We start from the raw sequence: 327 nt of genomic DNA on the forward strand, positions 1-327 counted from the left end.
GTTCCAACCTACATAGGTTTTCTTGAGTTGTACTTGCTCAAAATCGGTTAATATGGCACCTTTTAAGCTTTCTGGTTCTAACATGGCTAGCACATCTGATGCATAGGAATTATCCCAGCTAATGGTATATGGCCAAGTACCTACTGCCCAAAATACATCGGTTATATAATTCGGGTTTTCGTAACGACTCATCATTACAGATAGTAAACAGCGATAATAATATTCTTGTAGTTGTTTGTTAGAACTGGTTAAAACAGGCATTTTTTCGTAAGCCCAAGCTAGCATATCGCGGGTCTTTTTATCTGCCTGTTCCATACGTTCTTTAAT

General features: G+C 37.9%; 1 protein-coding gene. It reads right to left on the bottom strand.

All coding sequences use genetic code 11. The features are described from left to right. A partial coding sequence (locus tag J8281_RS19380) for a hypothetical protein (RefSeq protein WP_210199281.1) occupies positions 1–315 on the bottom strand: 315 nt, incomplete at its 3' end. Positions 316–327 lie beyond the last annotated feature (12 nt).

This window comes from Aquimarina sp. U1-2 (assembly GCF_017897595.1).
GTDB lineage: Bacteria > Bacteroidota > Bacteroidia > Flavobacteriales > Flavobacteriaceae > Aquimarina.